Raw genomic sequence first — 24,034 nt, 5'->3', positions numbered from 1 at the left:
CTTCCGTGGGTGTGCGTCACTTCAGCTCAAGGGGTGGCGTGCTCGGGGCCAGGTGCCCCCGCCGCCGCCCGTTCCTTCACTTCCGAATCCATTCGCGCCCGGTGCCGACGCCTCCGTCGCTCCGTCAGCACCAGCAGCAGCGCGGGAAAGGCCACCAGCATGACGAGTAGATTGGTGGCGAAGCCCATACTGGCCAGTGCCCCCACGGAGTTCAGGCCTGGATGCCTGGCCAGGAAGAGCGCGCCGAAGCCCATGGCGCTCGTCAGCAGGCCCCCCGCGATGGCCCGACCTGTCTCCGAGTAGACCTCCACGAAGTCGCTGCCCGGTGACGCCAGGCGTGTCAGCAGATGCACGCCCGCGTCCACCGTCGTCCCGATGAGCACCGGGATGATGAGGATGTTCAGATAGTTGAACTCCACCCCCACCAGCGGCATCAGGCCAATCAGCGCGAGCAGCGACACCACCGTGGGCAAGAGGCACAGCACCGCCATGCGCAGCCCGCCCAAGGTCATCCACATGGCGAGCAGCACCGCCAGCGTCGTGCCTCCGAGGATGAGCGGCGCCTCGTGTGTCACCATGTCCAGCAGGTCCGCCATCACCATGGCCTCACCCGCCGCGGACACGCGCCCCCCATCCAGCGTCGGGGCACCGCGCACCTCGCGCGCCAGGGCCCGCACGGCCTGCCCGTCAGACTGGTCCACCGCCGGGTACACCAGCACGAAGCTCCCGGGTGTCCCCTCGCGTCCCATGAACTGCTGACGCACGCTCGGCGGAAGGTCCTCGAGCGTGAAGGGCCGGGCCTCGCTCTGACGACGCAGCTCCACCAGTTGCGTGCGCTGCTCGGGCGACAGGCGCTCTTCAGGGACGTTCTCGAGCAGGCGGTGGATGTCCTGGAGCACGGCCTGCTTGCGCGGCTGGTCCTGGGGCACGAGCGACGACAGCGAGGCCACGAAGTCGATGGTGGAGTCCTTGCCCCGCTCGCGCTGACGCCGGGCCAGGGCGGACGCCATCGCGTGTTCCTCTTGTGTGCTCTTCGTGAGGACGACGACCGGCGTCTGCGAATAGCCGATGATTTCGTTCACCTGCTTGTCGAGCACGAACGAGGGCAGGTCCTGGTCCTCGAGCGTCCCGAAGTTGTAGTCGAAGCGCACCCGAGGCACCTGCGTCAGCAGCCCCACCAACAGCACCGCCGAGACGCCGGTGATGACGTAGCGGTGCCGCACCAGCACGCGCCCGAAAGGGGACTCGCTCGGCGCGACGGCCGCACGCTTCGGACGCCAGCCCCAGCGCGCCGTGAGTCCCAGCAGCGCGGGCAGCACCAGCACGTACGCGGCGATGAGCACGAGCATGCCGATGCCCGCGATGACGCCGAACTCCCGGAACGCGCGCAGCCGGGACGTCCCCAGCACGAAGAAGGTGAGCGCCGCCACCAGCGCGGACACCAGGGCCGCGCCGCCGGTGTGCGTGAAGGACTCGCGCGTGGCCTCCACGGAGGACTCGCCCTCCGTGCGCAGGTGCAGGTAGCGGCCCAACAGGTGGATGCCGTGCTCCACGCCCAGGCCGCCGAGGATGGCGCCCAGGAAGCCCGTCAAGAGATTGACCTGTCCGTACACCAGGGCCACCAGGCCGTATGTCCATGCCAGGCCCACGCCCACCGGCGTCAGCACGAGCCCCACCGCCAGCGCGCTGCGGAAGTGGAAGAGCAGGTAGAGCAGCATCAGCGCCATGGCCACGGCCGACGACACCGCGATGTCGCGGATGATCTGCTTCTGCTGGTCCAGCTTCTTCTGGAAGGTGCCGGTGATTTCCACCCGGAAGTCGGGGCCGTACTTGGACAGCTCCTGAGCGTCGAGCAGCCCGCGCACCTCGTCCACGATGCGGCGCGAGTAGGCGAGGTCCGCCGACGTCATCTCCGGCTTGACGAGCACGACGACGCGCCGGGCCTTCGCGTCCAGGTAGTAGTCGTCCTTCGCGGAGGACAGCTTCTGTCCCGCGGCGCCGCCGTACTTCGCCTCCAGGTCGGAGAAATCGAGCGTCGGCTCGGGCTCGTCCACCAGCGGCACATAGAGGGGGTTGGCCTGCTGGCGCTCCCATTGGAGCCGCGCGGCGAGCCGACGGTGGACCTCTCGCAGGTCCTCTTCCGACAGGAAGTAGAGCGCCCTGTCGCGGAAGAAGGCGCCCGTGCGCTCCTTCTCCACGAAGCGCACGCCGGGCAGCGCCTGGAGCTTGGGTGCCAGGTCATCCGCGAAGCGGCGAAGCGAAGCGGCGTCTCCTCCTTCGCCCACCACCGACACCCAGCCGAGTGCGCCGAAGCGCGTCTCCAACTCGTGCAGGTCCTGCACGCTCTCGAATGAGTTCGGAAGCAGGTCCACCAGGTTCGCGTTGAGCTTGAGGTTGCGAGCGAAGAAGCCCCCCACCGCCGCCAGGAGCAGCGCCAGGCCCAAGGCGAGAATGGGCCGCTGGTGACTGCGTGTTGCCAGGGCCCCGAGGCTCCGCTCCACGCGTCGCATCCAGCGGCGCTCACTCCGCGTCGATGTCGTCGTTGGCTCCGAGTCCATCTGTCACGGTGGCGTCCCGTCCCCAGGCCCCGGCCTCTGCCGGTAGCGTGGAGGGCGGCACGGCTTCCCCTCCCTTGGGTGTCCGCGTGAGCGGCCCCATGTGGTCGGGAACGTGGGGACTCGGCGCGGGGGATGCAGTGCTCGCCGACTGGCCGTCTGCCCCCCGGGAGGGCGGCGGACCCGCTGCTCACGTCCCTGATGCGCGACGCGCCCGGCCGTGCGCTCCACCCGTGGAAGCAGCCGGGCAGACAGCCGGGCAAGGGCCGTTGGGACTTGTTAGAGAAGGTCAGGTCATTCGGTGCCTTACATTCCGCCTTACGGCATAAACGCGTTGACTCCCTGGTTGGCGCATGCCCAAGGTGGGCCGGCCGTTGTTCGGCCCGCAAACAACACAGCAGGTGTCGCAACATGGGTGAGAAGCGTTGGTCGGAGCGGTTCGAGGGGGCGATGGGCCAACTCGCCGCACGCAGCCACCGGCGTCCGTATCAGGCACTGGTGGTGGCGTTGGTGCTCACGCTGCTGGGGGCCTGGTTCGCGAGGACCCTGACGCTCAGCGCGGACTTCGTGGGCCTGCTGCCCAAGGCGTTCCCCAGCGTCCAGGACATCGAGAAGCTGCGCAAGCGCTTCGGTGGCCAGGGCAACGTGGTGTTGGTGGGCATGGGCGCGGAGCCCGAGGTGCTCAAGCGCTTCGCGGACGACATGGCGCCGAAGCTCGCGGAGCTGTCGGAGATCCGCTACGTCAACTACCAACGTCCGAGCGAGTTCTTCGACAAGCACGCGCTGTACTACGTGGACCTGGATGACCTGAAGACCATCCAGGGCCGCATCGACGCGCGCATCGCCTGGGAGAAGGAGCAGGCCAACCCGCTGTTCGTCCGGCTGGATGACGCGCCGCCGCCGTCGGTGGACTTCGCCGACATCGAGCAGAAGTACACCGGCCGCGCCAACCAGCGGCTCTCCGGCCAGGGAGATTTGTACTACCTGGACACGACGGAGCGCGTGGTGGTGCTGATGGCGAAGCCGAAGGGCAGCGCCGCGGACCTGAACTACTCCAAGAAGGTCGTCACCCAGGTGGAGGACTTCCTGGCGAAGCAGGACCTGTCCAAGTACGGGCCGGGCTTCAAGACGGCGGTGACGGGCACGTTCAAGAAGAAGATCGACCAGCAGCGCGTCATCGTCAGTGATTTGGCGACCGCGTCCTCGCTGGCGATGGTGCTCTTGCTGGCGTACCTGGCGTTCCACTTCCGCAGCGCGCTGTCGGTGGGCTTCACCATGCTGCCGGTGCTCGCGGGCCTGGGGTGGACGTACGGCTTCGTCGGGCTGGCGTACGGGCAGGTGAATCTCTTGACGGGCTTCCTGGCGGCGGTGCTCGGCGGCCTGGGTGTGGAGCACGGCATCCACCTGTTGGGGCGCTACGGGACGCTGCGTTCGGAGGGGATGACGTCCGAGGCGGCGGTGCACGAGTCCTTCCGGCACACGGGCTTCTCCGCGCTCATCGCGGCGCTGGTGGCGGCGCTGACGTTCTTGAGCCTGGCGCTGTCGGAGTTCAGGGCGTTCCGCGAGTTCGGCATCATCGCGGCGGTGGGCATGCTGGTGAGCATCTTCGCGTACGTGCTCATCCTGCCGGCGCTGCTCGGGGTGGCTTCGCGCTTTGGCTGGTCGCCGCGCGTGCACCAGGGTGGCACGGGGCCCATGGCGCTGTTGGGGCGGTGGCTGCCGCGTTCCTATCGAGGGGTGGCGGTGGTGATTGGCGTCGGGGTGATGGCGCTCATCTCGCAGGCGTATCGCATCTCGTTCAACTACGACTCGCGCACGCTGGAGGACTACAAGCAGGCGTCGGCGGTGCTGGACCAGAAGGTGAACAACATCCTGGGCTACTCGCAGACGCCGGTGGTCGTGCTGACGGACTCGCAGGACATGGAGCGCGAGGTCGTCCGGCAGTTGGAGGCGCGCAAGGCGGCGCGGGGCAAGGACTCCACCATCGACTTCGTGGGGGCACTGGAGGATTTGGTGCCTCGCCAGCAGGCGGAGAAGCGGGCGGTGCTGGAGGCCATCCACACGCGGCTGAACAAGCTGGACCCGGAGCGGCTGCCGGAGGACACGCGGGCGTCGCTGACGCGCGCGCTGAACATGTCGCAGGCGAGGCCCTTCACCCAGGCGGAGCTGCCGGCGAGCGTGCGGCACCAGTTCGAGAGCCTGGATGGGAGCACGGGTGGCGTGGTGCTGGTGTACGCGGGCGGCGGGGTGAGCCTGTCGGACGGCGAGGGCACGCGGCGCTTCTCCAAGGAAGTGCGCGGGCTGCACATGCCGGACGGCAGTCAGGTGTCGGCGGCGGGCGAGGCGCTCATCCTGGCGGACATCCTGGACATGGTGTCGCGCGAGGGTCCGCGGATTCTCGCGGCTGCGGTGCTCAGCGTGCTGGCGGCGATGTGGCTGACGTTGGGGCGGCTGCGCACGGCGCTCATCTGCATGGTGCCCACGCTGCTGTCGGTGGCGGGGCTCGTGGGGTTGATGGCGCTCCTGGATTTGCAGTTCAACTACCTGAACATCATGGTGTTGCCGGTGTTGGTGGGCACCACGGTGGATGCGGGTGTGCATCTGGTGCAGCGGCTGGGTGAGCCGGGCGCGGACTTCATCTCCGTGTATGGGGAGACGGGCCGGGCGATTACGGGCGGCCTCTTGACGAGCGCCATCGGCTTCGTGGCTTTGGTGCTGGCGAAGCACCCGGGGCTGAACTCGATTGGTGACCTGGCGAACCTGGGGTTCGGGTTGAACCTGGTCATCGTGCTGCTGGGGTTCCCGTCGCTGCTGTTGCTGGTGGAGCGGTGGCGTCGCAAGCATGGGGCCACGGCGGAGCAGCCGGAGCAGCCCGCGCCGGAAGCGTGATTCATGCGCGGCCGGGGCGCCGTGCTGGTGCCCTGGTCGGTGTCCGAGGAGGGCAGGGTATGAAGCGGAGCGGATGGTTCGCGGCGGTGACGGTGGCTGTGGCCCTTGTGGGCTGTGGCCATGGTGGGAAGAAGGAAGAGAAGAAGGGCGACACGCGCTGCGAGGAGTCGCGGAACCTCTCGTGCATCACTGGCACGGAGTGTTCCATGGACCGAGACCGTGGCTGTGAGGTCTGTCGCTGTTCGCCCGCGGATGCGCTGACGCCCACGGACAAGCGCCGGCCCACGGCGATGGAGCCGCAGCAGCGCTGGTAGGGCGGGGACGGGCTACACGAGGTGAGCGACTTCGACGTCCAGTCGCTTCACCTTCAGCTCTGTCAGGAGCCCATGCAGCTTGGGTGACATGAGCAGGAGCGGGTGAGGGCGCAGGACTCCGCTCCGCATCCCCACCAGCTGCCGTGTCCAGGTCAGGTCGCTTCCGTCGTAGTCGCCGCGCCGAAGCGAAAGCTCGGAGAGCACATTCAGGCCGACGACGTGGCCCTTGGGGCAGCGCTGCGCGTTGTCCTCGTCGTGGTCGAAGGGGTCATTGCCCGTGAGTGTGGCGGGTAGGATGTCGACTGGGGGCGCTGTCACGATGAGTTGATGCCACTCCTTCACTGGCTCTGACCGCGCACCAGCTCGCCGGATGGGTCGGAAGTCCACGCCGGTGATTCGGTTCTCCCGCCAGAGGTCGGCGAGCCGAGCGGAGATGATCAGCTCGTGCGCCAGGGTTCGAGCGAGGTCGACGCGCTGGGGAATCCGGCGCACGTCCAGGCTCAAGTCGGAGACCTGCCGCGCGCCCGCTCCACACAGCGTGCACGCGGTGGATTCATCGTAGGCGGTGCCACACGCCTCTCCAGTCGGTTCGAAGACCGCCTCCAGGCCCAGCTTGAGCAACTCGGCGGACTTCAGCTCTCCCGCGGAGTAGTGGCGAAGGATGCGCCAGCCCGCGAAGAACATCTGGCCTTGCTGACGCAGGGCGCGGTCAATCTCCCTGACGCGCGACACGCGGCCATCGTCGGTAGGGAGCGTGACCTTGCGCACCGTGCCACTCGGAAGCACGACGCCCTCGTCTTCGCGAAAGAGTCGCCATGCTTCCGTTTCCTCGACACGGAGTTCGATGGTTTCGCGCATGGTCAGGGCTGGAGTCCGATGAGCTGCGGGATGGGATACTGGGAGTAGACCTGGACCAGGAGGAGTTGAAGTTTCTCTGGAGGAGGCCGCTCCTGGCCATAGGTCCAGCGCTCTCGAAACGCCTGGGTGATGGCCTTGTGGTAGGCGGTTGGCAGTCGATAGGTCGCGCCTGATTTAGCACCGCCCAGGTACATCGGTATCAGGTGATGTTCCTGGAAGCCCGTGCTGCTCGGATAGCGTGCCTGAGCTTCCTTGAGGCGCTGGGCATAGCGCTGCCGAGCCTGCTGGACGACTTGATGGTTCGCCAGTCGGTGTGCCTGGAGCTGGCTCTGCTGTGGTGTCGGCGTCGGGGTGAGCAAGGGCGCGCGTCGCCACTGGCGTGCTCCAGGCCCCCGACGAAGCGGTGGCCTCATCCCCGCGTTCTCGCAGGCGGTGTCGGTCCGCGAGGCGCAGTATGAATCTGGCCGTTCGCCCTCGGCTTGGCCCGTGTCCACCTGCATGTCGTCTGGCAGGAAGGCCCCGGTGGTATCGTCGTCCGCCGTGACATGGAGGCTGCCCCAGTCGCGCAGGTTGACGGTGGCGGCACCACAGCCCACTTGAAGCAGGACCAGGACACAACACCACAGGCTCAGATGCCAGGCAGGTGGAGCGCGCATCCATCCTCCATGTCGAGTTTGGGTCGGCCTCCCCATCTTCTCCCAAACTCGCGGGATGGGGCGAAGTCAGCTCCATGCGCCGGGCTCGAAGCGCAAGTGCTTCGGGGCCCGATTCGCCGGATGCGCTGACGCCCACGGACAAGCGCCGGCCCACGGCGATGGAGCCGCAGCAGCGCTGGTAGGGCGGGGACGGGCTACAGCTCCGCGAGGATGCGGCCGCGCCCGTTGATGGCGTAGACGGCCCCGGCGTCCATCAAGGGGGGTTCCAGTTCGATGCCGCAGCGGGCGAGCCTGGGAAGGAAGCTGACGAAGTAGAGGTCGTCGTTCTCCTTCAGGACCGAGGCATCGTAGGTATCTCGACGCATGAGGCATTGCGCGAGGGGCTCATCGCGAGCATCCGGCTTGCGGTCAGGTGGAAGGAACGCGTTCATGGCAACCTCGAGTGCTGCCATCGCCGGGCCATCCAGGTGGACTCCCTGCTCCATCGAGTCTGGAAACGTCACCTTCGAGGCTTCCTCGGGAGGTGCGCGCTCGGCCTTCCGGGGCTTGTGGTAGCCGAGGAGAGAGCAGCCGCTCAGGAGGGACATGCCGCAGAGGAGTGCGATGAGCGGGAACGTGTTCATGGCGGGCTCTCCGCATGATTTCACAGACGGGTGTCGGTGTGACGCCATCGAGGTTGCCACCCCCATGCCCTCGAACATCTTGATGTTCCCGTTGTCGTCGTAGACGTGGCCAATCTGGACCGGTTGACCGCCGCTGGCCATGGGAAGACGGTCCCTCCCTGCGATACCTGCAACCTGCTGCTCCCCATGATGCTCTGCTCGGAAGACAAGGAGACCCAGTGTCAGCACAAGACCTAGAGCCCGACATGGAGGGCCTGCTCCTGAGAGTCGTGCCGGGGCTCGCGGCGCAGTGGAGGGGCGTCACGTCGGACACGATTGCGTCGGTCGAGCGCCTGGCCGGACAGCCCTTGCCCTCGTTCTATCGCTGGTTCTTGAGTCGCATGGGACCTCTGGCCTACCCGACCCTGGACTTCTCCGCGCAGCGCGTGCTCGCGTGCTACGCCAGGAAACAGGTCCTGCCCGATTCCCGATTTCTGCTCATCGCGTTCGAGTCCGACGAGATGATGCCCTTGCATCTCTTCTATGACTTCAGCGCTCCATCGCGCGAGGACGCACTGGTCACATCGAGGGAAGCCCGGGGTGGGGAGTTGACGGACAGGTTCGAAACGCTGCGTGAAATGCTGGCGTGGGGAGCGGTCTCGCTGTTCCGCATCGACAGGGCGCCGCAGACCCTGAGTGGCAGCATCAAGGGGGACGCTCCCGATTTTCTCTCGCGGTTGGACCCGGTGATGGACAGCCTGGGTTTCACCGCGTCGATTTCCACGGGCCCGCTCTGCAGGGTGTATGAAAGGCCCGATGCCGCAATGGTGTGCCGGGGGACGCCAAGGGCGGGGCTTGGCAACATGCGAACCTTCAAGCTCGGGGGAAGCAACGTCGGGAGTCTTCGGAGAATCCTCGGGGAAATCGCGACGGAGCCTTCACTGGAACTCGCTGTCAAAGGCCCTGTAGCCGGATGACGTGCCTGCTTCAGTCAGGCCTTCACACCGGGCTCGAAGCGCAGTGGCAGGCGCGTGGGGCCGTGGACATGGAGCGCCTGACGCGGCTGCCAGGGCTCGTCGCTCGCGAGCCGGAAGTCGCGCAACCGCTCCAAAAGGTCCGTGAGTGCCACCCGCGCCTCCATGCGGGAGAGCGCCGCACCCAGGCAGAAGTGGATGCCGTGCCCGAAGGCGAGGTGCGGATTGGGGTCCCTGCCGATATCGAACCGCTCCGGCTCACGGAACTGCTTCGGGTCCCGATTCGCGGAGCCAATCATCGGCAGCACGAACTTCCCCTCCGGAATCACCCGCCCGTGTAGCTCCACCGCACGCTTCGTCGAGCGGAACATCGACTGCGCCGGAGACCGGAACCGCAGCACCTCCTCGATGGCCAGGGGCAACAACCCCGGCTCCGCCTTCAGTCGCGCCAGTTGGTCCGGGGACTCCATGAAGCACAGCAGCGCGTTGTTGATGAGGTTGGTCGTCGTCTCCGTCCCCGCCGCCAGGAGCAACTGGAAGAATCCCAGAAGCTCCTTCGCGTCCAGCCGCTCCCCATCCACCTCCGCCTCGACCAGCCGGGTCAGCAGGTCATCCCGCGGCGCCCTCCTGCGTTCATCCAGGATGCCCGCCAGATAGGTCCGCATCTCGTCCCGCGCCGCCGCGTTCTCCACCATCGCCCGCTTCGACTCGTCCCCACCCGCGATGGTGTAGCTGAGCTTCATGATGATGTCCCCCCACCGCAGGAACCGCGCCCGGTCCTCGACGGGAATCCCAATCATCTTCGCGATGACCATCGCCGGCAGCTGACTGGAGTAGTCCGCCACCAAATCCAGCTCCCCACGCTCCACCGTCACATCCAGCAACTCCCGGGACAGCTCCCGCACGTGCGGCTCCAGGTTGGCGATGGAGCGCGGCGTGAAGGCCCGCATGATGATGCCGCGCAGCTTCGTGTGCCGGGGCGGGTCCGAGAACAGCAGCCAGTCCGGCGTCGTCCCCGTCTCCGTCGTGACGACGGAGCTGAACGCGTCATGGTCCTGCAGCGCCCACTTCACGCTGTCGTAGTCGAAGAGAATCCACAGGTCCTCTCGTGGCTCGTGCAACAGCGGCGAGTCCGCGCGCAACCTCGCGTAGAGGGGAAAGGGATTGCGGCGCACGTCATCGGTGAAGAGCTCCAGCATTCCTTGGCGTCTCCGGGACGCCAGGGTAGGAACCCCAGGTTCCAGAGCGAAACCGTGCCGGACTGAACCGTCCAGCCGAGGACGCTAGGCCGCTCGCTCCGCGCGCCGTGCCGCCCACGCGGTGACGAAGTCCGCGAGGCCGCCCAGCTGCCGGTCATTGAGCGTGCACTGCCACCGGGCCTGTCGCAGCGCGCGGTACGCCGCCGGAGCCTCCCAGCCGCGCGCCACCATCACCGCCAACCCCATCAACGGGCCCCGCCCCACGCCGTGCTCGCAGTGCGCATAGAGGTGCCCACCCCGCTCCAGCCGGGGCAATGCCCACTCGACACCCTGCAGGAGCTGCTCCACCGACGGCGGATAGCGGTCCGTCACCGGCAGGTTCAACAGCTCGATGCCCAGCGCTTCCAGCGCCTTCGCGTCGTCGACACTCTCGGCGCGCAAATCAATCACCGCCGTGATTCCTCGCGCCTTCAGCTCCGCGTAGCGCGACGGCGGCACCGAGCCACCCACGTGCAACCAGTCGCTCACCTGAGACACGTTGAGGCCGCGCCCCGGCAGCTTCGTGGTCCACTCCACGCAGCGCGCCACCGAGCGCAGCACCTGCTTGCGCACCCAGCCTCGCACGCCGGGCACATGGTGCACGTCCCGCAACAACGAAACGCTCACGGGTCTCCCTCGAGCGACACTTCCATCAACCCCGTCACCGGCGCCTTCCCCGCGCGCTCCAACACCGCCCGGTGCAGGTACGTCACGGGAGCGCCCACCACGGGCTTGATGAGCCCACCCAAAACGCCCAGCTCTTCCACGGGCGCGCTGCGCTGCAACAGCGACGTGGAGCGCAGCACCATCACCTTCGCCCCGTCGCCGCCGAAGACATCCACCGTCCAGACGCTCCGCTCCTTCGTGCCCTCGCGGCTGAGCGTGAAGGATTCCAACTGGGTCGGCGTGCCACCCTCCGTCCACGAGTACACCGGGCCGAACTCACCGTCCTGCCCCTCGCGCCCCAGCAACACCATCCGCTCCCCGCCCTCGCGCAGGGCCCGGAAGCGCACCCAGCGCCTGGCCAGCTTCGCCGGAGCAATGGTGGAGCGCGTGTGGTCCGCGTAGCCGCCACCGGCCTGCTCCAGCTCCGCGCTCTTGGGCGGCTGCACCTTCGCCTTCAGCGGGCTGAAGGCGAGCATCATCTCGTGCCGGTAGCGCGCGTTGCCCACTTCCACTTCCGAGCCTTCCGGCGAGCGGGGTGCCATGGGCGCCGCGTACTCCAGCACCACCCGCCCACCGTCCAGCGGCGCCTCCACCCGCGTCACGCCCTCCGCCGAACGCGCCGAGCACGTGCCGACGCGCAGCGTGCCGGTGGCCGCGTCGTAGCCCCACTCGCGCGAGCCCACCTTCTTCTGCGCCGTCCACGCGCGCTGGCCCGGCCGCAGCACCGTCGCGCGGCAGATGCCCGTGCGCGAGCCCGGACCGATGTTCGTCACCTGCAACTGCACCAGCACGAAGGTGCTGTCCTCCAGGTCCCCGATGAAGGTGAAGCTCTCCCCGTACGTGTCGCTCGGGGAGGCCGAGGGCTCCAGCGTCGCTCCCGCCGCCACGGTGGGCAGCGCGAGCGACAAGAGGAGACCCAGGACCCGGAGCCGCGCCTCACGCCGCATGGGGGCGCTGCTCCAGCAGCGCGTCCGGCGACGTCGTGTCGTTGAAGACGTAGTCGCGCTGCAGCGGCAGGTTCCACGCGAAGTACACCACGCCGCGCACCAGCCACCAGCCCAGCGTGTAGGCCAGTTGCGGATGCAGCGTCAGCAGCGCCACGCCGCCCGCGTTGAGCAGCGCGCTCGTCCCGCTCACCACCGCGTAGCGCATCATCTGCCGGCCCACCGCCGCCGTGCTGCGGAAGGTGAACACGCGATTGATGGAGTAGTTCACCACCGCGCCCAGGAGCGCGCCCAGCACCGTGGCCCACGCGGGCAACAGCCCCGCCCACTCCACCAGCGCCAGCACCACCGCGAAGTCCGCCACCGTGGCCACCGCGCCCGCCGCCGCGTTGAGGCCGACAATCGCCTTCTCCGAACGCGCCTCCTGCCGCTTGGGCGCCAGCGCCTTCACCAGATTCCGGAAGCGGGAGATGGCCGTCAGGTTGCTCATGATGGCGACGAAGACGAGTCCCACCACCGCCATCCAGTGCATGGGGTGCTTCTCCTGGGGCCAGAACACGGCCTCCAGAATCGGCGACAGCGCCGTGCCCGCGCCCAGGAAGAGCACCCGCTCCAGCCGCTGCATCGCGCCGTCACGCACGTTGACGCCCAGGCCCTCGCCCTTGGCGCGAACATACGGCACCAGCGACGAACCCAGCAGCGCACCCAGCGCCGGCAGCAGCACCCAGGTGTCCCGGTAGTACCAGGCAAGACCCATCAACATCGCCGAGTCCACGTACCTGTCGAGCACCGAGTCCAGCGCCGCGCCCGCGGGGTTGGCCTCCTTGCGTGTACGGGCGATGCGCCCGTCCATGACGTCCAGGATGCCCGCGCCCAGGAACAGCCAGCCGCCCAGCGCGAAGCGGCCCGCCGCCACCGCGACGCCGGAGGAGATGCCGAGCAGGCCCGACAGCATGGACAGCGCGTTGGCCGGAAGGCCCGAGCGCAGAATCAGCGCCCACAACGGCTGGATGACCCAGAAGAAGTAGTGCCGGAGGAAGTAGCCGACGAACCCGGCGTTGCCCCGCTTGAGCGTCTCCTCGTCGCGAGGCACGCCCTTGAAGGCCACGCGGATACAGAAGATGAGCAGGCCTCCCAGGAAGTACACACAGGCGAGGATGGCCGGACCCAACGCGGTCCAGATGCGAGCCGAGGGGGACAGGTTTCCGGTCAACCAGGCGACCACGTTCTCAAGCACGGGTGTCCCCTCCAGGAGTCAGCGGCAGCGTGACGGGCATGGGTGCGCTCTTGCGCGAAAAGGCCAGCTCCACCGCCAGGAAGGCGGCGAGTGCGAACACGAGGCCCGCGAGCACATCCAGGATGTAGTGGTGCGTCAGATAGACAGCGGAGAAACCAACCAGCAAGGCGAACGCTCCCGTGCCCAGACGCCACTTCGGTCCATCCCGCCAGACGAAGAGCATCACCATGAAGGGATAGGAGGCGTGCAACGAGGGCATGGCCCCGAAGACGTTGGGATTCCGGGCGTAGAAGCCGGCGAAGTAGTTGATGCCCAACAGTGCGTCGAAGCGCGCCGTGCCCGCGGGACTGGGCAGTGCGGCGAGGTTCGCCGGGCCCGGCCCGTACTGGAGGATGTACCAGGGCGGAGCCGCCGGATAGAGCAGGTAGGTGACCATGCCCAGGGCGTTCACAAGCAGGAAGGCCCAGCACAGCTTCTCGAAGCGCGCGTCCTTCTTCACGAAGAAGAAGATGGCCATCAAGAAGACTTCGTAAAGGTAGGCCGCGTAGGCGAAGCCGCACAGCAGGTCCAACACGGCGTGCGAGCGGGTGCTCCACCACAGGGGCCAGTTGACACCCCCGGGGGCGGGGAACCACTGGCGCTCCCAGTCCCACAAGTCACCTGTGTGGATGCCGCCCCGCAGGAACAGCCAGAGTCCCTGGCTGTCCATCAGCATGCCGGTCAGCCATAGCGGGAACCCGCCGAAGAGGAAGCGCCGCGTGCGGGGGCCCGCCCAGGCCACCCCCACCAGCAGCACGTCCGCGACGACGTGGTCCCACCGGAGCCGACCGGTGGCCGTCACGAGCATCAAGTGGCCCACACCCAGCAGGGTGACGAGCCACGTGAAGGCCGGACTCTTAGCGAGCGAGCGGGAGGTCATCCCCGTAGTAGTCGAGTCCGAGGTGGGTGATGGGCTCTTCGCCCGCCACGACGCGCAGGGTGTTCTTCAGCTTGGTGAGCTGGATGAACAGGTCATGCTCGACGGGCAGGCCGGGCTGCGCCATGGGGCTCTTGAAGTAGAAGGACATCCACTCCTGGATGCCGCGCCACTCCAGCCGCTTGGCCAGGTCCAGGAACAGCGCGATGTCCAGCACCAGCGGCGCCGCCAGGATGGAGTCGCGGCAGAGGAAGTTGACCTTGATCTGCATCGGATAGCCGAGCCACCCGGTGATGTCGATGTTGTCCCAACCCTCCTTCGCGTCGCCGCGGGGCGGGTAGTAGTGGATGGACACCTTGTGCGAGTACTTGCTGTACAGCTCGGGGTACAGGTCCGGCTGCAGGATGGTGTCCAGCACGCTCGACTTGGTGACTTCCTTGGCCTTGAAGGCCGCGGGGTCGTCGAGCACCTCGCCATCGCGGTTGCCGAGGATGTTGGTGGAGAACCACCCCTCGAGGCCGAGCATGCGGGCCTTGAGCGCGGGGGCGATGACCGTCTTCATCATCGTCTGGCCGCTCTTGAGGTCACGGCCCGCGACGGGGATGCCCTCCAGCTTCGCCAGCTCCTGCAGCGCGGGCGTGTCCACGCTCGCGTTGGGCGTCGCGTTGGCGAACGGCACGCCTTCCTTGATGGCGGCGTACGTGTAGAGCGCGGTGGGGTTGATGTCCGTGCTGTTCTCGTCCAGCGCCTTCTCGAAGGCGGCCAGCGTCTTGAACGACTCCGGCAGGGGACGGAAGGTCTCCACGCTGCTGCACACCACCATGACAGCGCGCTTGGCGTTGAGCTCCTTCTTGAAGTCGCGGATGTCCTGGCGCAGCGCTTCAATGCTCTCGCGGTGCGTCTTGGTGGCCTTGGCGTGGTTGGCCTCGATGCGGCGGACGAACTCGGGGTCGTGCACGCCCTTCTTCGGCTTGATGCCCTGGAGGAAGGGCTTCACCTGCTCCAGGTGCTTGTCGTGCAGCACGCCGGAGCGCACCGCGACCTGGTACGCGTCCTCGCTGATGATGTCCCAGGCGCCGAAGACCACGTCGTTCAGTCCCGTCAGGGGCACCAGCTCACCCAGCTTCACGGTGCGCCCGTCCGTCCGCTTGCCCAGGCGCGCGGTCCCCATCTGCGTCAGGGACCCGATGGGTGCGCCCTTGCCCTGCCGCGCCAGCTCCACACCCGCCATCAGCGTCGTGGACACCGCGCCCAGGCCGGGGATGAGCACCGCCAGCTTGCCCTCGGGCTTCGAGACCGACTTCTTGTTCTCCATCGTGGATTCCTTCGAAAGGCGGTTTTGACGCCCTGTGGTGAGGCTTCTTCGGATTCACCGCTGCGCACCGACCTGATGCCGTGGGGTATGCGGAAAATCTCGAATGCGGATGGTTGATACTCTAAAGCGTTCGTGACTTCAACGTCATGTGGGGCGGCTGGTTAGCACGCCATGGGGCGGACTGATGGATCACCCCAGCCCCAGGTACAAGACGAGCCGAACGCGCCTGTCAGAGAAACACCAGGTCGTGGGAAAAGTGACACCTGCCCGACCGTACATGGGCATGACGGGTAGGTCGGAGTCGTTGCCGACCCGCTGGTTACGGTGTGTGGGGGTGTATTGCTGCGTGTGTGCCTTCGAGGGGTGTGGGACGGGCCAGTCATGGCGCCCAGGCGCTTCCGGCGCAACCCCAAGTCGAGGCAGGCGGGGCCCACCCGCCACTTCCCCCAAAGAGGGATGGAGGTGGGCCCGGGGAGGGACGTCAGTGGGGGCCCGTGCCGCCGCCGTTCAGCTCCAGGGCCTGGTGGTCGCCCGGGGCGTAGGGCTTCCCGGACAGGACGGCCTTGAGCAGGCCGGCCAGTTGCACCATGCGGCTGGAGGGGGCGTCCCAGTACTCGGCGCGCTCCACGCGCACGCACAGCAGCGCGAGCTCTGGATCATCCACGCCCTGGGGGAACCACGCCTTGAGCGCGGGGCTCCACAGCTCCCGGACCTTGCGGGCGTCCTTCACCAACTGACAGCGACCGCTGACGGACACGTAGCGTTCGCGGGTGGGGTCGGCGAAGGAGACGTTGACGTGGTGGTCCTGCGCCACCTCGTCGACCTTGTGGGAGTGCTCTCGGGTGAAGAACCAGAGCTCTCCGTCGAAGTCATGGTCCTGGGTCCACATCGGCCTGCTGTGCAGGCTCCCGTCGCTCTCCACCGTGGTCATCATCGCGACCTTGATGCCGTGGATGAGGTCTCCCAGATGTTCGACGGCGTCGCGGGTGCCTTGCTCCTTCTTCTTGGTGCTCATGCGCTCCTCCTGAGTTGGAAAGGTAGGCAGGGTGGAGGGGAGCGAGCATGGGACGGCCGGTCGGATGGCGCCTGGGCAGGCGGGCGGTGTGGTAGGTGGCGAGGGCCTCCCTGGTGGAGGGGAGACCTGGGGCTCCACGTGAGTGGGGAACCTGGGGATGGAAAGCGAGTGCGACGATGCTGAAGACCGCGTGGAACGAGTGGTGCCTGAAGGCGCTGCAGATTGAGACGGCCCTCCTGGCACTGGAGGAAATCGAGCTGCCCGAGGAGATGCACGGGCTGCAGGACGCGGCGGAGGAGAAGTTGCTGGAGCTGGGGCGCGCCTGGAAGGGGCGGCAGCCGCAGAAGGACGGGCGCCGGTGGGAGCGGCAGACCCTGGAGGGCGGCGCGCCGAGCGACGCGGAGCTCCAGGAGGTCGTCGACGAGTTCCGCGGGGACGGCAAGAAGTGGACGCTGCTCCGGGCCACCAGCGACAAGCAGGAGGTCGTGGAGGTGGTGGTGTCGGAGGGCCGCGCGTGCATGGTGGCCGGCGGCTCGTACTACCTGGGCCAGTGGGACGCGAAGGACGAGGTGCTCGAGGTGGGCCGCGATGACGACGCGGGAGAGCCCGGCACCGGCGTGGTGTTGTCCGCCACCGCCGAGGTCCAGTTCACGCCGGACCCGGAGCTGTAGCCCGCGTCACGCGGGCCTTCGAGCGCGCGAAGTTTCAGGAGTCCAGCACGCGCGCCATGCGCTCGCGTGTCTTCGCGTCGGGCAGGCGTCCGAAGCCAGCGCGGACGTTGTCGGCGACGTGCTCGGGGTTGCTCGTGGCGGGCAGCGGGCAGTGCACGGCGGGGTGGCCGAGGATGAACTTCAGGAAGAACTGCGCCCAGCTCGCGCAGTCGAAGTCCGCGGCCCACGCCGGCAGCGCGCGGCCCTTCACCTGTCGGAAGAGCTGCCCCGTGGCGAAGGGCTGCATGACGAGCACCGCCACGCCGTGCTCGGCGGCGGCGGGGAGCAGGCGCTTCTCCGCGTCGCGCTCGGCGAGTGAGTAGGGCAGTTGGATGAAGTCCAGTGTCTGCTCGCGCAAGAGGCGCTCCAGGTCATCGAAGGCGCTTCGGGCGTAGTGGGTGATGCCGACGTAGCGCACGCGGCCTTGCGCCTTCCACTCGCGCAGCAAGGGCAGGTGGGTGCGCCAGTCGACGAGGTTGTGGACCTGGAAGAGGTCCATGCGTCCTCGCCCCATGTCCTTCACGGAGGTCTCCAGTTGGGCGAGGCCCGCATCGCGGCCCGTCGTCCAGACCTTCGTGGCGAGGAAGGGTTTGGGCGCGTCCGCGAGCGAGGCGAGCACGTCCCCCACGACGCGCTCCGCCCGGCCGTACATGGGCGAGGAGTCGATGAGGCGCGCCCCTGAGTCGAGGAAGCGCTGGAGCACCTGCTTCAAGGGCGCGCGCTCGGCGGCGGAGGTCCCCACGTCGAAGGTCTGCCAGGTGCCGAGGCCGATGACGGGCAGGGCCTCGCCCGACTTGGGGATGGGACGGGTGAGCATGGGAGTCTTCACGGTGGGAGCGGGCTTCGCGGCCCGAGTCTGGCCCGGGAGCAGCGCGGCGCCGAGCCCCGCGGTGAGCACGTCCCGACGCGAGGGCGGGGACAAGGGCCTGGGGCGTCGGGGTGTCTGGGACATGGTGGTGACAGTATTTCGCGGGCCCGGTGTTCTGTTGCGCGAAGGGGGACGGCGACGTCTCCCGCGAAACAACCCTGGCTCTGGTACCCGCGCCGCGCGTGGGAGGAGCCCTCTCGGAAATCAGCTCAGGAAGGTCCAGCGATGAAGCGCAAGGTCTCGGTGTGTGCGGGCGTCATGGCGGCGATGGTGGCGATGTCCGCTGGCGCCGAGGAGGCGAAGGGGGGCGACTCGGCCCCCGTGGTCTCGGCGGGCGGTGATGGTGGCCCGGCGGTGGGAGCCGAGGTCGCGCCAGTGGTGGAAGGGCCGGGTGTGGAGCGGGCGATGGTGGCGCCTCCCCTGGTGGAGGCGACGACGGCGGGGGTGGTGAGCGCGGGGACGGCCGGAGACGCGCCCGTGGCGGTGGCGAAGACGGAGGCCGCGGAGCAGGACGTCCACGTGCCCTTCAACCTGTCGATTCTGCCGGGGCTGAGCACCTCGGGGTTCGCCCGGCAGAACCTGGTGCATGACGTGTCCATCGGGTTGATCGCCACGCATGCGAAGCGGGTGACGGCGCTGGGGTTGTCGCTGGGCGGCAACTGGGTGACGCATGGCGCGAGCGGCGTGCTCGCCACGGTGGGCGCCAACGTGTCGAGGGGCCCCGTGGATGGGGTGCTGCTCGCGGTGGGCGGCAACGTGGTGACGGCGGACGCGGAGGGCGTGCAGGCGTCGGTGGGAACCAACATCGTGCGCGGTTCCATGGGCGGTGGGCAGCTCACGGTGGGCGCCAACGTGGCGACGGGCGCGGTGGAGGGCACGCAGCTCAGCGTGGGAGCGAACATCGCGGGCGGCGACGTGAATGGCGGGCAGCTCACGGTGGGCGGCAACCTGGCGTCGGGCGCGCTGCGGGGACTCCAGATGTCGGTGGGCGGCAATCTGGCGGCGGGGACGCTGAACGGAGTCCAGATGGCGGTGGGCGCCAACGTGGCGCGAGGCACCGCGCGCGGGCTCCAGATGGCGGCGGGCGTCAACGTCGCCTCGGAGCTGACGGGCATGCAGGTGTCCTCAGGCGTCAGCTACGCGAGCAAGCTGTCCGGTGCGCAGCTCTCCCTCATCAACGTGGGCGGCGACGTCGACGGCGCGCAGGTGGGCCTGGTGAACGTGGCCGGCCGCGTGGACGGCGCGCAGGTGGGCCTGCTGAACGTGGCGGGCCAGACGGAGGGCGAGTCGGTGGGCCTCTTGAGCTTCGTCGGCAACGGTCAGGCCCACGTGCAGGTGTGGGCCAGTGACGTGTCGCTGACGAACATCGGCCTGAAGCTGGGCGGGCGGCACCTCTACACGCTGCTCACCGTGGGCCTCACGCCGCCGATGGATGGAGACCGGCGTCGCTACACGGTGGGCGCGGGCCTGGGTGGCCACATCCCCGTGGGCCGCTTCTACGTCGACGTGGACGTGATGGGCTCCAGCCTGCATGCCAACCGCCTCTTCGACTTCGACGAAGACACGAACCATGTGCTCGGGCAGTTCCGGGTGATGGCCGGCTGGCAGCTGTCGCGCCGCTTCGCCGTGTTCGGCGGAGTCAGCGCCAACACGCTCGTCACCTGGAACGGGAGCGACACGTGGAAGGAGCTGGGCATCGGCCCGGAGTGGAAGGAGGTCTCCGACAGCGGACGCACCACCGTGCGCACCTGGCCGGGCCTGCTCGCGGGCGTGCAGATTTGACGTGAGCGTGGGTGCTTCCCGGGGGGCCCTCAGCCCCCCATGTTTCCCTCGGACGGATGCGCCCGTCAGTCGGTGGGCGACGGAGGGAGCGACCCCATGGAAGGCACCATGCGTGTGATGGTTCTCCACGCGCCGGGGCAGCCACTGCGAGCGGAGACGTGGCCCATTCCGCGCCCGGCCCCGCAGGAGGTGTTGTTGCGAGTCCACGCCTGCGCGGTGTGCCGCACGGACCTGCACGTGGTGGACGGTGAGCTGCCCAGGCCGAAGCTGCCGCTGGTGCCGGGCCACGAAATCGTGGCCACCGTCGTGGAGGCGGGCGCGGAGGTGATGGGGCTGGAGCCGGGCACGCGCGTCGGGGTGCCCTGGCTCGGCTGGACGTGTGGCCAGTGTCGCTTCTGTGTCTCCGGTCGGGAGAACCTCTGCGACTTCGCGCGCTTCACCGGCTACCAGTTGGATGGCGGCTACGCGGAGTACACCCTGGCGCATCACCGCTTCTGCTTCCCGCTGCCCGCGAACTACCCGGATGTCCATGCCGCGCCGCTGATGTGCGCGGGGCTCATCGGCTTTCGCAGCCTGCGCCTGTCGGGAGAAGGTGAGCGACTGGGGTTGTATGGCTTTGGCGCCGCCGCGCATGTGCTCATCCAGGTGGCGCGTCACCGCAAGCGGCGCGTGTTCGCCTTCACGCGGCCCGGGGACGAGGAAGGGCAACGCTTCGCGCGCGAACTGGGCGCGGTCTGGGCGGGAGGCTCGGACGTGCTGCCGCCGGAGCCGCTGGACGCGGCCATCCTGTTCGCGCCCGTGGGAGCGCTGGTGCCCGCCGCGCTGCGCGCCGTGGACAAGGGCGGGGTGGTGGTGTGCGGCGGCATCCACATGAGTGATGTCCCGTCGTTCCCCTATTCGTTGCTCTGGGAGGAGCGGGTGGTGCGCTCGGTGGCGAACCTGACGCGCGCGGATGCGATGGACTTCCTCGTGCTCGCCCCCAGCGTGCCGGTGCGCACCGAGGTGCGGGTGTTCCCCCTGTCCTCGGCGAACGAGGCGCTCACCGCGCTGCGCGAGGGTCACGTGCGCGGTGCGGCCGTGCTCGACACGAGCAGGTAGGCGTGGGGCATTGCGCCCCGCAGGGAGTGCGTGCGGCCCCATTCCGCCGCAAATCCCGCGCAAGGGGCGCGCGCGGTGCCCCGGCATTCCAAGGGGTTGGCGTTGGCCAGGGTGATGCAATGGGGAGGGGTGCAACCCGAAGCCCCGCGCACACAGCGGGGCCTGACCCGAGGCCGACGATGAAGCGAGCGTTGCAGATTACCTACCGGGGCATGGCGACGAGCGAGGCCCTGAACGAGCACATCCGCGACCACGCAGCGAAGCTGGAGCAGTTCTTCGATGGCATCGTCGGATGCCACGTGGTGGTGGACGAGCCCCACCGGCACAAGCAGCACAGCCATCACTTCCGCGTGCGCGTGGACCTGCACGTGCCTGGAAGAGACATCATCGCGGGCAGGGACCCTGAGCACGACGCCGCGCATGAGGACCCCTACCAGGCCGTGTCGGACGCGTTCGAGGCCGCGCGCCGACAGCTCCAGCACTACGCAGAAGGGCTGCACGCGCATCATCGACACTGACGCCCGTCGAAGTCCCTGGGGCCGCGCACCGTTTCCTCGGGTGCGCGTTTCCCCGGGGGTGGAGCCAGGGGCCGAGCGTGGGCATGAAGCTCGGCCGTGGTCGCCGGAGCCCGAGCTGCCGTGCCGGGTGACATGAGTCGTGGGAGTGCGGTAGACGACGCGGCCTCCGGACCGTGGCCGGCGCCTCCTCGATTCACGACTTCATGACTCCTTCCGCCGATGACTCGAGCCCAGGACGCGCGCGGCGCTGGCCAGGCGTGCTGGCCCTGCCACTCGTGGTCCTCGTCTGGCTCGTGTTCGTCGTGGCGCCCATCTGGATTCAGGCCGCGCACGCCTGCTTCGCGCACTTCGACCTGGGCATCTACACCCAGGCCCTGGCGCGCATGTCGCTGACGGAGCCAAACCCGTGGCTCAGCGCGCGACAGGTCTACATCTTCAACGACCACTTCGACCCCATCCTGTGGGTGGTTCGCCCGCTGGTGGCGGTGCTGCCACCGATGTGGGCCTCGCTGGTGGGTGAAGCGCTCCTCGTGTTGCTCGCGGTGGCGCCGTTGCTCTGGCTCCAGGCGCGGGGGCTGCTGAGCCGCGCCGCCACGGGGTTGCTGGCGGCGTTCCTGCTGCTGGCCCCCAGCGCGGTGGAGGCGCTGAAGTTCCCCATCCATCCGACGACGTGGTCCGCGCTGCCGTGGGTGATGACCGGCGTGGCGTTCCATCTGCGCCGCAACGGCTGGCTGCTGGTGTCGCTGGTGCTGCTGTTCACGTGCAAGGAGGAGTTCGCCTTCGTGGGCATCATGCTGACCGTGGCGCTGTGGCTGCGCGGCGAGCGGCGCTTCGCGGTGGGCGTGGGGGTGCTGTCGCTGCTCTGGCTCGCGGGCGTCTACGGGCTGCGGCCGTGGCTGCTGGGGCCCTCGGAGGACTACGGCGTCCGGCTCAGGCAGGGCATGGAGGGAGGACTCCTTCACTACCTCGCGCTTCGTCTGGCACCGGTCCACCTGTCGCGCATGGGCACGCTGGTGTTGCTGCTGCTGCCGCTGGGAGTCTGGGCGTGGCGCGAGCGCTTGAAGCCGGACTGGGCGTGGCTGCTGGTGTTGTTGCCGATGCTCGGCATCCGTTTCCTCGGCATGGCCTGGCGCTTCCACTACGCCGTGCCGCTGCTGGCCGCGGCGCTGATGGGCTTCCTTCCCGTCCTGCGCGCGCGGAAGCCGCCCGCGTGGGTCCTGGTGTCCACGGGGCTGGTCCTCCTCTTCAGCAACGAGCTCAACCTGCGCCAGTTCACGCGCACGCTGGTGTCCTCACGGACGTATCCGCGCCAGTGCCCGGGGGACCCGGAGCGGCTGGCCAGCATCGCGCGTGGCGTGGACGTGCTCGCCCGGCATCGTGAGGGCCTCGCGCTGCTGGGCAGCAACTTCGTCTCCCTGCTGGCGGACCGGGATGACATCTACGCCGTGGGCGGCCCCCAGCCCGACGACGGCCGCGTGTACGAGTGGGTGCTGGTGGAGAAGCCGCCCCATGGAGAGGTCTGGCCCCTCTCGTATGACCGCATGCGGGAACTCATCGACGCCTGGCGCGCGGAGGGGGGCACGCAAATCGTCATCGACGACGCGAACGTCTTCCTGGCGCGAGGTCGCTTCACCGCGCACCGGTGAGCGCCGCGCGGCTCGTGGGTCGGCACCGAGCCGCGAGTGCCACGGCCCGGGTGGATCCACGCGCTCCAGGCCGTGGAGGCCTGAAGCGACAGGCGGCGGAGCGAGCGCCGGAGTCCCCGTCCGCGCGAGGCCCGCCCGCACATACGTGTAGGTGCCCGCCCTCTAGCGCTGGCGTACCGGCTTGCCCGCCATTGGCGAACAGTCCACCGCATCCCCTCACGCTCTGGCGGGGATGGCGCTATCCTCGCGCGGTCCCCGCCATGAATGCCCCGCGGCTCCAAGTGCTGCTGGTGGATGACGAGGCAGCTGTCCTCGCCACCACCGCGGCTGTGCTCTCCGAGGACTTCGAGGTCCAGACCGCGCATGACGCGCACACCGCGCGCCGGATGCTCGGGCTGCGTCCGTTCGATGTCCTGTGCACCGACCTCCACATGCCCGGCCCCAGCGGCATCCAACTGCTGCGCGAGGCCGTCATCCAATATCCCCACCTCGCGGGCGTGCTGGTGACGGGCTTTCGCGAGTACCTCGACTGGAGAGACCGCCTGGACGCGCAGGGCCTCTTCTACCTGGTGCTCAAGCCCTACCAGCCCCCGGACCTCATCGCGATGATCCGCCGCGCCGCCGAGTCCGCGCGCCTCAAGCGCGACATGAGCCGACTGTCCTCCGGCCTGGCCGAGCACAAGTGGGGGCCCCGATGAAGGTTCCCCCCCTGTCGCGGGGAGGGTGGCTGTTGATGGGACTGCTGTGGCTGGTCGCCATGGTGGTGGGCTTCGCGCTGCTCGCCCGACATGCCCTCACCCCGGGCACCGCCCACGAGTCTCCAGCCCGCTGGCCTTCATCCGTGAGTCCTCCCCGCGCGGAGGGCCGGCCCACCCTGGTGATGCTCGCCCACCCGCGCTGCCCCTGCACGCGCGCCAGCCTGGGCGAGCTGTCCGTCCTGATGGAGCACGCGCGGGGTCAGCTCGACGCGCGCGTCCTGTTCCTCCAGCCCGAGGGCACTTCCGGCGACTGGACACAAGGCCCCCTGTGGCGCGCCGCCGCCGCGATTCCGGGCGTCACGGTGCTCAAGGACGCGGGAGGCGAGCAAGCTCGCCGGTTTGGAGCAGTCACTTCCGGACATTCCTTGCTCTATGATGCCGCCGGTCGGCTCCGCTTCAGCGGTGGAATCACCGGGGCGCGGGGACACCGAGGTGACAACCCGGGGCGGGACGCCGTGGAGGCGCTGCTGCGGGA

At 68.6% G+C, this 24,034-nt stretch carries 22 protein-coding genes; 10 read left to right on the top strand and 12 right to left on the bottom strand.

Annotation, left to right across the window (positions count from 1 at the left end; genetic code table 11):
- Positions 1 to 26 precede the first annotated feature (26 nt).
- On the bottom strand, positions 27 to 2,510 hold the full coding sequence (locus tag FJV41_RS24755) for an efflux RND transporter permease subunit (protein WP_246137390.1): 2,484 nt from the start codon (positions 2,508 to 2,510) through the stop codon (positions 27 to 29).
- A 456-nt stretch (positions 2,511 to 2,966) separates the two neighbouring features.
- On the opposite strand from FJV41_RS24755, the gene FJV41_RS24750 reads away from it, so the two are divergent.
- Together FJV41_RS24750 and FJV41_RS24745 are read left to right on the top strand one after the other, a co-directional pair.
- Positions 2,967 to 5,444: an efflux RND transporter permease subunit gene (locus FJV41_RS24750; RefSeq protein ID WP_141645012.1), complete on the top strand. Its 2,478-nt coding sequence runs from the start codon at positions 2,967 to 2,969 to the stop codon at positions 5,442 to 5,444.
- Positions 5,445 to 5,503: 59 nt separating this feature from the next.
- Positions 5,504 to 5,758 (top strand): hypothetical protein, encoded by a 255-nt coding sequence (locus FJV41_RS24745; RefSeq protein ID WP_141645011.1) that lies wholly within the window; start codon positions 5,504 to 5,506, stop codon positions 5,756 to 5,758.
- A gap of 12 nt (positions 5,759 to 5,770) precedes the next feature.
- Here the strand turns inward: FJV41_RS24745 and FJV41_RS24740 are convergent, their stop codons facing one another.
- From FJV41_RS24740 to FJV41_RS24730, 3 genes are all read right to left on the bottom strand, one after another.
- Complete coding sequence (locus FJV41_RS24740) at positions 5,771 to 6,544, bottom strand: hypothetical protein (RefSeq protein ID WP_141645010.1); 774 nt, start codon at positions 6,542 to 6,544, stop codon at positions 5,771 to 5,773.
- Between the two features lie 74 nt (positions 6,545 to 6,618).
- A complete protein-coding gene (locus FJV41_RS24735; RefSeq protein ID WP_141645009.1) occupies positions 6,619 to 7,272 on the bottom strand; it encodes a V-type proton ATPase subunit G in 654 nt (217 codons plus the stop codon).
- Between the two features lie 194 nt (positions 7,273 to 7,466).
- Positions 7,467 to 7,895: a hypothetical protein gene (locus FJV41_RS24730; protein WP_141645008.1), complete on the bottom strand. Its 429-nt coding sequence runs from the start codon at positions 7,893 to 7,895 to the stop codon at positions 7,467 to 7,469.
- Between the two features lie 269 nt (positions 7,896 to 8,164).
- Between FJV41_RS24730 and FJV41_RS24725 the strand changes: the two genes are divergently transcribed.
- Complete coding sequence (locus FJV41_RS24725) at positions 8,165 to 8,851, top strand: SMI1/KNR4 family protein (RefSeq protein WP_246137389.1); 687 nt, start codon at positions 8,165 to 8,167, stop codon at positions 8,849 to 8,851.
- Between the two features lie 14 nt (positions 8,852 to 8,865).
- On the opposite strand, the gene FJV41_RS24720 is transcribed toward FJV41_RS24725, so the two are convergent.
- The 7 genes from FJV41_RS24720 to FJV41_RS24690 all read right to left on the bottom strand — a co-directional run bounded on the left by FJV41_RS24720 (position 8,866) and on the right by FJV41_RS24690 (position 16,179).
- Positions 8,866 to 10,047, bottom strand: a complete 1,182-nt coding sequence (locus FJV41_RS24720; RefSeq protein WP_246137388.1) for a cytochrome P450 — start codon at positions 10,045 to 10,047, stop codon at positions 8,866 to 8,868.
- Positions 10,048 to 10,131: 84 nt separating this feature from the next.
- Positions 10,132 to 10,713, bottom strand: a complete 582-nt coding sequence (locus tag FJV41_RS24715; protein WP_141645006.1) for a protein-tyrosine phosphatase family protein — start codon at positions 10,711 to 10,713, stop codon at positions 10,132 to 10,134.
- Complete coding sequence (locus tag FJV41_RS24710) at positions 10,710 to 11,699, bottom strand: hypothetical protein (protein ID WP_141645005.1); 990 nt, start codon at positions 11,697 to 11,699, stop codon at positions 10,710 to 10,712. The genes FJV41_RS24715 and FJV41_RS24710 overlap by 4 nt, the downstream gene beginning before the upstream one ends.
- A complete protein-coding gene (locus tag FJV41_RS24705) occupies positions 11,689 to 12,933 on the bottom strand; it encodes a GtrA family protein (protein ID WP_141645004.1) in 1,245 nt (414 codons plus the stop codon). Before FJV41_RS24705 ends, FJV41_RS24710 begins: the two co-directional genes overlap by 11 nt.
- Positions 12,926 to 13,852 carry a phosphatase PAP2 family protein gene (locus tag FJV41_RS24700; protein WP_141645003.1) on the bottom strand — a complete coding sequence of 309 codons (927 nt, stop codon included), beginning with the start codon at positions 13,850 to 13,852 and terminating at the stop codon, positions 12,926 to 12,928. The genes FJV41_RS24705 and FJV41_RS24700 overlap by 8 nt, the downstream gene beginning before the upstream one ends.
- Positions 13,830 to 15,164 carry an inositol-3-phosphate synthase gene (locus FJV41_RS24695; RefSeq protein ID WP_141645002.1) on the bottom strand — a complete coding sequence of 445 codons (1,335 nt, stop codon included), beginning with the start codon at positions 15,162 to 15,164 and terminating at the stop codon, positions 13,830 to 13,832. Before FJV41_RS24695 ends, FJV41_RS24700 begins: the two co-directional genes overlap by 23 nt.
- Positions 15,165 to 15,645: 481 nt before the next feature.
- Positions 15,646 to 16,179, bottom strand: a complete 534-nt coding sequence (locus FJV41_RS24690; RefSeq protein ID WP_141645001.1) for a pyridoxamine 5'-phosphate oxidase family protein — start codon at positions 16,177 to 16,179, stop codon at positions 15,646 to 15,648.
- A gap of 176 nt (positions 16,180 to 16,355) precedes the next feature.
- Here FJV41_RS24690 and FJV41_RS24685 point away from each other — a divergent pair, with 176 nt between their 5' ends.
- Positions 16,356 to 16,850 (top strand): hypothetical protein, encoded by a 495-nt coding sequence (locus FJV41_RS24685; protein WP_141645000.1) that lies wholly within the window; start codon positions 16,356 to 16,358, stop codon positions 16,848 to 16,850.
- 34 nt (positions 16,851 to 16,884) lie between these two features.
- Here FJV41_RS24685 and FJV41_RS24680 read toward each other — a convergent pair whose 3' ends face one another.
- The gene (locus FJV41_RS24680) at positions 16,885 to 17,841 is read right to left on the bottom strand and encodes an aldo/keto reductase (protein ID WP_181790915.1); all 957 of its coding nucleotides are present in this window, start codon (positions 17,839 to 17,841) and stop codon (positions 16,885 to 16,887) included.
- A 141-nt stretch (positions 17,842 to 17,982) separates the two neighbouring features.
- Here FJV41_RS24680 and FJV41_RS24675 point away from each other — a divergent pair, with 141 nt between their 5' ends.
- From FJV41_RS24675 to FJV41_RS24650, 6 genes are all read left to right on the top strand, one after another.
- Positions 17,983 to 19,539: a hypothetical protein gene (locus tag FJV41_RS24675; protein WP_174478338.1), complete on the top strand. Its 1,557-nt coding sequence runs from the start codon at positions 17,983 to 17,985 to the stop codon at positions 19,537 to 19,539.
- 96 nt (positions 19,540 to 19,635) lie between these two features.
- Positions 19,636 to 20,637 (top strand): zinc-dependent alcohol dehydrogenase family protein, encoded by a 1,002-nt coding sequence (locus tag FJV41_RS24670; protein ID WP_141644999.1) that lies wholly within the window; start codon positions 19,636 to 19,638, stop codon positions 20,635 to 20,637.
- A 179-nt stretch (positions 20,638 to 20,816) separates the two neighbouring features.
- Entirely contained in the window at positions 20,817 to 21,155 is a 339-nt protein-coding gene (locus FJV41_RS24665) for an HPF/RaiA family ribosome-associated protein (protein ID WP_141644998.1), read from the top strand.
- 203 nt (positions 21,156 to 21,358) lie between these two features.
- Positions 21,359 to 22,801, top strand: a complete 1,443-nt coding sequence (locus tag FJV41_RS24660; RefSeq protein ID WP_181790913.1) for a DUF2079 domain-containing protein — start codon at positions 21,359 to 21,361, stop codon at positions 22,799 to 22,801.
- 260 nt (positions 22,802 to 23,061) lie between these two features.
- Positions 23,062 to 23,499 carry a response regulator gene (locus FJV41_RS24655; protein ID WP_141644997.1) on the top strand — a complete coding sequence of 146 codons (438 nt, stop codon included), beginning with the start codon at positions 23,062 to 23,064 and terminating at the stop codon, positions 23,497 to 23,499.
- The coding region (locus FJV41_RS24650) for a thioredoxin domain-containing protein (protein ID WP_141644996.1) at positions 23,496 to 24,034 on the top strand (539 nt) is incomplete at its 3' end. The genes FJV41_RS24655 and FJV41_RS24650, both read left to right, overlap by 4 nt.

Origin of the sequence: Myxococcus llanfairpwllgwyngyllgogerychwyrndrobwllllantysiliogogogochensis (assembly GCF_006636215.1) — a bacterium.
GTDB lineage: Bacteria > Myxococcota > Myxococcia > Myxococcales > Myxococcaceae > Myxococcus > Myxococcus llanfairpwllgwyngyllgogerychwyrndrobwllllantysiliogogogochensis.
This window is presented reverse-complemented; position numbering and strand designations above follow the sequence as displayed.

What these genes read in the sequence shown, in the direction of transcription:
- FJV41_RS24685 (WP_141645000.1), top strand. Translation starts at nt 16,356, where the DNA reads ATGCTGAAGACCGCGTGGAACGAGTGGTGCCTGAAGGCGCTGCAGATT.
- FJV41_RS24670 (WP_141644999.1), top strand. Translation starts at nt 19,636, where the DNA reads ATGGAAGGCACCATGCGTGTGATGGTTCTCCACGCGCCGGGGCAGCCA.
- FJV41_RS24680 (WP_181790915.1), bottom strand. Translation starts at nt 17,841, where the DNA reads ATGTCCCAGACACCCCGACGCCCCAGGCCCTTGTCCCCGCCCTCGCGT.
- FJV41_RS24730 (WP_141645008.1), bottom strand. Translation starts at nt 7,895, where the DNA reads ATGAACACGTTCCCGCTCATCGCACTCCTCTGCGGCATGTCCCTCCTG.
- FJV41_RS24675 (WP_174478338.1), top strand. Translation starts at nt 17,983, where the DNA reads ATGAAGCGCAAGGTCTCGGTGTGTGCGGGCGTCATGGCGGCGATGGTG.
- FJV41_RS24700 (WP_141645003.1), bottom strand. Translation starts at nt 13,852, where the DNA reads ATGACCTCCCGCTCGCTCGCTAAGAGTCCGGCCTTCACGTGGCTCGTC.
- FJV41_RS24735 (WP_141645009.1), bottom strand. Translation starts at nt 7,272, where the DNA reads ATGCGCGCTCCACCTGCCTGGCATCTGAGCCTGTGGTGTTGTGTCCTG.
- FJV41_RS24655 (WP_141644997.1), top strand. Translation starts at nt 23,062, where the DNA reads ATGAATGCCCCGCGGCTCCAAGTGCTGCTGGTGGATGACGAGGCAGCT.
- FJV41_RS24660 (WP_181790913.1), top strand. Translation starts at nt 21,359, where the DNA reads ATGACTCCTTCCGCCGATGACTCGAGCCCAGGACGCGCGCGGCGCTGG.
- FJV41_RS24695 (WP_141645002.1), bottom strand. Translation starts at nt 15,164, where the DNA reads ATGGAGAACAAGAAGTCGGTCTCGAAGCCCGAGGGCAAGCTGGCGGTG.
- FJV41_RS24665 (WP_141644998.1), top strand. Translation starts at nt 20,817, where the DNA reads ATGAAGCGAGCGTTGCAGATTACCTACCGGGGCATGGCGACGAGCGAG.
- FJV41_RS24745 (WP_141645011.1), top strand. Translation starts at nt 5,504, where the DNA reads ATGAAGCGGAGCGGATGGTTCGCGGCGGTGACGGTGGCTGTGGCCCTT.
- FJV41_RS24710 (WP_141645005.1), bottom strand. Translation starts at nt 11,699, where the DNA reads ATGCGGCGTGAGGCGCGGCTCCGGGTCCTGGGTCTCCTCTTGTCGCTC.
- FJV41_RS24720 (WP_246137388.1), bottom strand. Translation starts at nt 10,047, where the DNA reads ATGCTGGAGCTCTTCACCGATGACGTGCGCCGCAATCCCTTTCCCCTC.
- FJV41_RS24755 (WP_246137390.1), bottom strand. Translation starts at nt 2,510, where the DNA reads ATGCGACGCGTGGAGCGGAGCCTCGGGGCCCTGGCAACACGCAGTCAC.
- FJV41_RS24750 (WP_141645012.1), top strand. Translation starts at nt 2,967, where the DNA reads ATGGGTGAGAAGCGTTGGTCGGAGCGGTTCGAGGGGGCGATGGGCCAA.
- FJV41_RS24690 (WP_141645001.1), bottom strand. Translation starts at nt 16,179, where the DNA reads ATGAGCACCAAGAAGAAGGAGCAAGGCACCCGCGACGCCGTCGAACAT.